Below are 834 nucleotides of genomic sequence, written 5' to 3'. Positions count from 1 at the left end.
TGATTTAAGTGAAGATGGCGATTGGTAAGATTTCTAAATCAATTTCTGATACAATTTAATTTTTAAATTAAAAAAACAACGAACAAATTTAGATGATTTATCTGGAATTTAAATAATTCAGATAAATGATTTATGGATATAAAAATAAACACAATAATGAAGAGAATAGTATTTTATAAAAAAACTAGGCTGACTACAGCTTTTATTGCAGTATCTCTCCTGCTATTTTTTCTGGCTTGTCGAAGCACTGGAGCTGAAAGCCAACTCTCCACAGATCATCAGAACCCACTACTAAGTGGGGGTATGGCGATCGTAAAAGTGAATATGCATGGAGATGTATTTGATGATTTTCACGAATTAAACCCGAAAGCATCTTTACAAAGAGGGAACAGTTTAGAAAACCCCGCTCAAAAACTAAGAGAAGAGATCCCGTTTAATGATGAGTATAACCTAGTAGCAGAACTCACTCCTGTCAATACATTAAGCTCAGAGAAAACAGCCCAAGCTTCTTTAAATAGGAATCTTGCTTCAAAAACTGAAATAACCCCATTGAAGACTGGAGTAAAATATAAAGTAGTTGTCTATGATGCTTCTGGAGAATATGTTACGGAAAGAGATTATACCGTAGGGAGAGAAAAAGATACAGATCAACTTGCATTGAAAGGAGGAGATACTTATACCTTTATAGCCTATTCTTTAAACTCTTCCGAACTCCCAGATGTTAATTTTTCTAATCCCTCTCATAAAACATTAGAAACATCCAGTCTGAATAATCTAAGTGGGAATTCTGATTTTATGTATTTTAGAAAGGACATGCAGGTATCCGGAAATCGA

General features: G+C 33.8%; 1 pseudogene. It reads left to right on the top strand.

The features are described from left to right. Positions 1–156: 156 nt before the first annotated feature. Positions 157–834, top strand: a pseudogene (locus GNY06_RS10790) (hypothetical protein); the annotation flags it as partial.

Origin of the sequence: Elizabethkingia argenteiflava (assembly GCF_009904105.1) — a bacterium.
Classification (GTDB): domain Bacteria; phylum Bacteroidota; class Bacteroidia; order Flavobacteriales; family Weeksellaceae; genus Elizabethkingia; species Elizabethkingia argenteiflava.
Note: the sequence above shows the minus strand (reverse complement) of the source record. Positions and strands in the feature narration are given on the sequence as shown.